The sequence below is a fragment of the Streptomyces sp. CBMA123 genome, assembly GCF_014596465.1.
GTDB lineage: Bacteria > Actinomycetota > Actinomycetes > Streptomycetales > Streptomycetaceae > Kitasatospora.
Map to the genome: position 1 here is coordinate 1 of NZ_MECK01000332.1, position 5,145 is coordinate 5,145.

At 75.8% G+C, this 5,145-nt stretch carries 5 protein-coding genes; 1 reads left to right on the plus strand and 4 read right to left on the minus strand.

Annotated features, from left to right (window positions below):
* The 3 genes from BG452_RS29395 to def form a co-directional block, all read right to left on the minus strand.
* On the minus strand, window positions 1–829 hold an 829-nt coding region (locus BG452_RS29395; RefSeq protein ID WP_317621284.1), incomplete at its 3' end, for a transcription antitermination factor NusB.
* A 67-nt stretch (window positions 830–896) separates the two neighbouring features.
* Window positions 897–1,856 (minus strand): methionyl-tRNA formyltransferase, encoded by a 960-nt coding sequence (fmt, locus tag BG452_RS29400; RefSeq protein WP_188307388.1) that lies wholly within the window; start codon window positions 1,854–1,856, stop codon window positions 897–899.
* Window positions 1,857–1,893: 37 nt separating this feature from the next.
* A complete protein-coding gene (gene def, locus BG452_RS29405; RefSeq protein WP_188307389.1) occupies window positions 1,894–2,439 on the minus strand; it encodes a peptide deformylase in 546 nt (181 codons plus the stop codon).
* 254 nt (window positions 2,440–2,693) lie between these two features.
* On the opposite strand from def, the gene BG452_RS48200 reads away from it, so the two are divergent.
* Window positions 2,694–3,380, plus strand: coding sequence for a hypothetical protein (locus tag BG452_RS48200; protein WP_411293039.1), 687 nt, complete (start codon window positions 2,694–2,696; stop codon window positions 3,378–3,380).
* A 213-nt stretch (window positions 3,381–3,593) separates the two neighbouring features.
* Here BG452_RS48200 and BG452_RS29415 read toward each other — a convergent pair.
* A partial coding sequence (locus BG452_RS29415) for a primosome assembly protein PriA (protein WP_188307390.1) occupies window positions 3,594–5,145 on the minus strand: 1,552 nt, incomplete at its 5' end.

Below are 5,145 nucleotides of genomic sequence, written 5' to 3' on the forward strand. Positions count from 1 at the left end.
GCTGGCTGCCCTCGTCCTGCACGCCGGCCCGGTTCTCCCGGACAGCGGCCAGCGCGCCGGGGTCGCCGCCCTCGGCGAGCCGGAGCGCGAACGGGGACCAGCGCCCGGGCTGGGCCTCGGGCAGCGCGTCGGCCAGTTCGCCGACGGTGGCCCGGCCGGGCCGGGCGATCAGGGTGACCTCGGGCCGCTCGTTGTCGGCCCGCAGCAGTTCCTCGATCGCGGTGCGCCCGGAGGCGTCCGGCTGCCAGCGGCCGAGCGAGTCCCAGAGCGCGGAGACCACCCAGCGCGGGTGCGAGTACACGACGGCCAGGTGGTCCTCGGCGTCCTTGTCGTACGGCGGGGCGACCCGTTCGATCCAGGCGTCCAGGTCGTGGGCGCTGATCCGGCGCAGCACGGCGTTGACGAACTTGGCCTTGCCGTCGCCGAGCACCACCCGGGCCAGCTCGACGGTCGCCGAGACGGCGGCGTGGCTGGGGATACGGGTGGTGAGCAGCTGGTGGGCGCCGAGCGAGAGCACGTCGAGGACCGGCGGGTCGACCTTGCTCAGCGGCCGGTCGATGCAGGCCGCGATGACCGCGTCGTAGGTGCCCTGCAGGCGCAGGGTGCCGTAGACGAGTTCGGTGGCGAGGGCGGCGTCGCGCCGGTCCATGCCCTTCTGCTCGGCCTCGCGGAGCAGGGAGGGCAGGATCAGGTTGGCGTACGCGTCCCGCTCGTCGACGGCGCGCAGCGCCCGGAACGCGACGATCCGGGCCGGGTCCTTCTTGGGGCGGCGGTGCGGACGGGGCGCCCGCTTGGCGCCGGACGTGCTGGGGGTGCTGGGGGTGCTCACAGGAACCTCAAAGTGCTGCGGTGATTATCAGAAGATCTCGAACGAACAGTAACGCCAAACCCGAAGGTCAGCCCTCGGAGCCGTCCTCCCGGACCCCGAACCGCTCCCCCGCCTCCAGCCGCGCCCCGCGCGCCCAGTCGGCCGCCCGCATCTCCTTCTTCCCCTGCGGACGCACCTCCCCCAGCTCGATGTCGTGGCTCCCGGTCCCGACCCGCACGCTGTTCTTGCCGGCCATCGCGACCTCGCCCGGCGCCAGCTCGGCCGACTCCGGCAGCAGCTTGACCGGCCCGGTGACCTTCAGCCGCTCGCCCCGGAACTCCGTCCACGCGCCCGGTGCCGGCGCGCAGCCGCGCACCACCCGGTCGATCCGCAGTGCCGGGTGGTTCCAGTCGATCCGGGCGTCCTCGACGGTGATCTTCGGCGCGAGGGTGACGCCCTCGGCCGGCTGTGGCACGGCGTGCAGCGAGCCGTCCTCGATGCCGTCCATGGTGGCGGCGAGCAGCCGGGCACCGGAGAGCGACAGCCGGGTGAGGAGTTCGCCGCTGGTGTCGGCCGGGCGGATCTCCTCGGTGATCACGCCGTAGACCGGCCCGGAGTCCAGGCCCCGCTCGATCAGGAAGGTGGACGCCCCGGTCACCTCGTCACCGGCCAGCACCGAGTGCTGGACGGGGGCCGCGCCGCGCCAGGCGGGCAGCAGCGAGAAGTGCAGGTTGACCCAGCCGTGCTGGGGGATCTCCAGGGTGCCGGGTCGCAGCAGCGCGCCGTAGGCGACCACCGGGCAGCAGTCGGGGGCGAGTTCGGTGAGCCGGGCGACGAAGTCCGGGTCGCTGGGCTTCGCCGGCTTGAGGACCTCGATCCCGGCCTCCTCGGCGCGCTGGGCGACGGGGCTGGCGACCAGCTTGCGCCCGCGCCCGGCGGGGGCGTCGGGGCGCGTGACCACCGCGACGACCTCGTGCCGGTCGGAGGCGATCAGCGCGTCCAGGGCGGGAACGGCGACCTCGGGGGTGCCGGCGAAGACGAGACGCATCAAGTGCCTTTCTGCATACGAAAATCGAGGAACGGGCTCAGCGCGCGGAGCCGAAGGTGCTGTGCGGCGAGACCTTGACGACGGGCGCCGGCCCGCTGCCCCAGTCGGCCTCCCGGATGGCCTTCAGCGCGGCCTTGCGCTGCTCCCGGTCGAGCCGGTCGATGAAGATGATGCCGTCCAGGTGGTCGGTCTCGTGCTGGATGCACCGGGCGAGCAGCTGGGTGCCCTCCAGCGTGACCGGGTCGCCGTACATGTTGAAGCCCTTGGCCACCACGCCGTGGGCGCGCTTGGTGTCGTAGCGCAGTCCGGGCAGCGACAGGCAGCCCTCCGGGCCCTCCTGCTCCTCCTCGCTGAGCGACAGGTCCGGGTTGATCAGGTGCCCGGTGACGCCGTCCACGTGGTAGGTGAACACCCGCAGCGAGACGCCGAGTTGGGGCGCGGCCAGGCCGGCGCCGGGGGCGCCGAGCATGGTGTCGGTGAGGTCGGCGACCAGGTTCCGCAGTTCCTTGTCGAAGGTGGTCACCGGCTGGGCGGTGGCCCGCAGGACGGGGTCTCCGAAGAGACGGATCGGCTGGATCGCCACGGGGTACGGGCTCCTGTCCGGGTGGGCGCGGGCTTCGGGCGACGACTGTTCCCCGCAAGTCTATGCAACCCGCTCAGGCGCCCCGACGGGCCGTCCTCGGACGCCCGCATCTGCTACTGGCATATCCCGAACCTGCCGAGCCGCGTTACCCCGGCCCCCGCTTCGGCGTTGGTCAAGAGAGATTGACCGGGGCCGGGCGCACGGGACACCGCGCCCCGGCCGAGCTGAACCGTACGGAAGGTGGCACGTAGGCCATGGCCGAGCAGATCAATCACGACGCCCGGGCGCGGGCGAGCCTGCACCTGCTGGTGCGGGACATCGAGCGGGTGAGGCGCCAGGTCGACGCGCTGCGGACGCTCACCGCCCAGCTGGGAAACGTCTACCGACCGCGCCGTCCGAGCACCTCGGCCGGCTTCGTGGTGTACGGACGGGCGCCGGCGCCGACCGTGCGCCTGGCGCAGGAGCTGCGGGAGAGCGTGGAGACCCTGGTGGCTGCGGCGGTCGAGTTCGACCGGGCGCTGGGCTTCTCCTGGGACTCGGTGGGTTCCGCCCTCGGGGTCACCAAGCAGGCCGTGCACCGCCGCTACGGCATGCGCCGCCCGACCAGCGAACTCCTCGCCGCCAGCGGCGCCGTCCCGGGCCCCGCCCGGCCGGACCGCTCCGAGGAACTCCCCGCCCCCACCGAACGCGGCGGCCTGGCCACCACCGTCCCCGCGGCCCGACAGGGCGGCCTGGACCGCTCCAGCCTGGAGCGCAGCGCCTTGGAGCGCAACGCCCTCGACCGCACCCCGATCGACCGCACCCCGCTGGACCGCGCTCCCATCGACCGCACCCCGCTGGACCGCGCTCCCATCGACCGCACCCCGCTGGACCGCACCCCCATCGACCGCGACCGCACCCCGGTCGAGCGCCCGCAGACCGGCATCCCCCTCCGCGGCTGACCACCCCCGACCACGCCCGGGCCACCCGGGGCGGGGTGGCCCACTCACCCCGCCCCCAGCGCCCCACCTCAGCCCACCTCACCCCGGCCGCCCCCGGCAGCGGCCCCCAGCGCCCCACCCCGCCCCCAGCACCCCGGCGACCGAGCCCTCAGCGGCCGAAGCCCTCAGCAGCCCGGGCCGCTCGGCGACCAGAGCCCCCGGCCGCGGCCCCCGCTACCCGATGTCCGTCGGATCCACCCGCACCCGCACCGGTTCCGCCGTCCGCAGCGCGATCCGCGCGATCTGCGCCGCCTTGAGCGCCGCCGCCAGCGCGGTCCCCTGCCCGGGCGCCACCCGCAGCAGCGCCCGCTCCTGTTCCTCCCCGCGCAGCGCGGGCACCGGCACCGGCCCGAGCACGTCCGCACCCTCCGGCAGCCGGATCAGGTTCAGCAGGTCGGCGACGGCCGCCGGGCTCCCGCTCACCGCGGCCATCCGCGACACCGGCGGGAAGTGCAGCTGGGCCCGTTCGTCCCGCTCCAGCCCGGCGTGCCCCAGCGGGTCCCAGCGCACCAGCGCCTGCACCGGCCGGGCCGAGGGCTCGGCGACCACGACGACCGTCCCGCCCTCCGTCGAGGGCCGGGCGAGCGCGGCCGCGGCGAGCCAGAGCCGCAGGGTCTCCTCCCCGGCCCGCAGGTCGGGCCGGCTGAGCAGCGCCCAGCCGTCGAGCAGCAGCACCGCGCCGTACCCGGAACCGCCCTCGACGACCGGCTCCGCGCCCGGGGTGGAGATCACCAGCGAGGGCTCGTCGGGCACGGTGTCCAGCACCGCGTCCCGCCCCGAGGTCCGCACCGGGATCCGCGGGAACGCCTTGCCCAGTTCCTCCGCCGTGCGCCGGGCACCGACCACCTGGGCCCGCAGCCGGAAGGAGCCGCACTCGGGGCAGTGCCAGTCGTTCTCGGCCTCGCCGCACCAGCCGCAGGTCAGCGCGGCGTCCGCCGAGGGCGCCTCCAGCGGCCCCTCGCAGCGCCGGCAGCGGGCGGGGGTGCGGCAGCGCCCGCAGGCCAGCCGGGGCACGTAGCCGCGCCGGGGCACCTGGATGAGCACCGGGTGCCCGGCCGCCAGTGCCTCCCGGGCGGCGTCCCAGCCGACCGAGGGCAGCCGGGCGGCCTGGGCGGCGGCGTCCCGGTGCTGGTCCTGGTCGGTGACGGTGCGCACCCTGGGCGCGACCTGCCGCACCACCTCCCGGTCGGCGACCAGCGGCCGCGCCCACCCGGTGCTGACCAGCTGGGCGCCCTCGACGGTCACCGCGTGCCCGCCGAGCAGGACGGCGGCGCCCTCCTCGGCGGCGCGCAGCAGCGCGACCTCGCGCACGTGCGGATGGGGGGCGCGCGGGTCGCTGTGGCTGCCGTCGCCGTCGGACCAGACCACGACCAGCCCGAGGTCGCGCACCGGCGCGAACATGGTGGCCCGGGTGCCGATCGCGGCGTGCACCGAGCCGCGGCTGACCGCGAGCCAGCGCCGGTAGCGCTCGCGCGGGCCGAGTTCGGCCTCCAGGGCCACGTGCATCCCCGGTCCGAGCAGCTCGGTCAGCGCCTGGTCGACCCGGGCCACCGACCGTCGGTCCGGCAGCACGACGAGCGCGCCGCGCCCGCCGGCCAGTGTCGCGGCGACCGCCCGGGCGATCTCGTACGGCCAGCCGGGCCCGGGCAGGGCGGCCCACACCGCGCGCGGCGATCCGCCGCCGGCCAGTGCGGTGAGGAAGTCGGGCCCGGCCGGGTAGCGCTGC

Excerpts from the sequence above, each read along its gene's own strand:
- fmt (WP_188307388.1), bottom strand. The coding sequence starts at position 1,856 with ATGCGTCTCGTCTTCGCCGGCACCCCCGAGGTCGCCGTTCCCGCCCTG.
- BG452_RS48200 (WP_411293039.1), top strand. The coding sequence starts at position 2,694 with ATGGCCGAGCAGATCAATCACGACGCCCGGGCGCGGGCGAGCCTGCAC.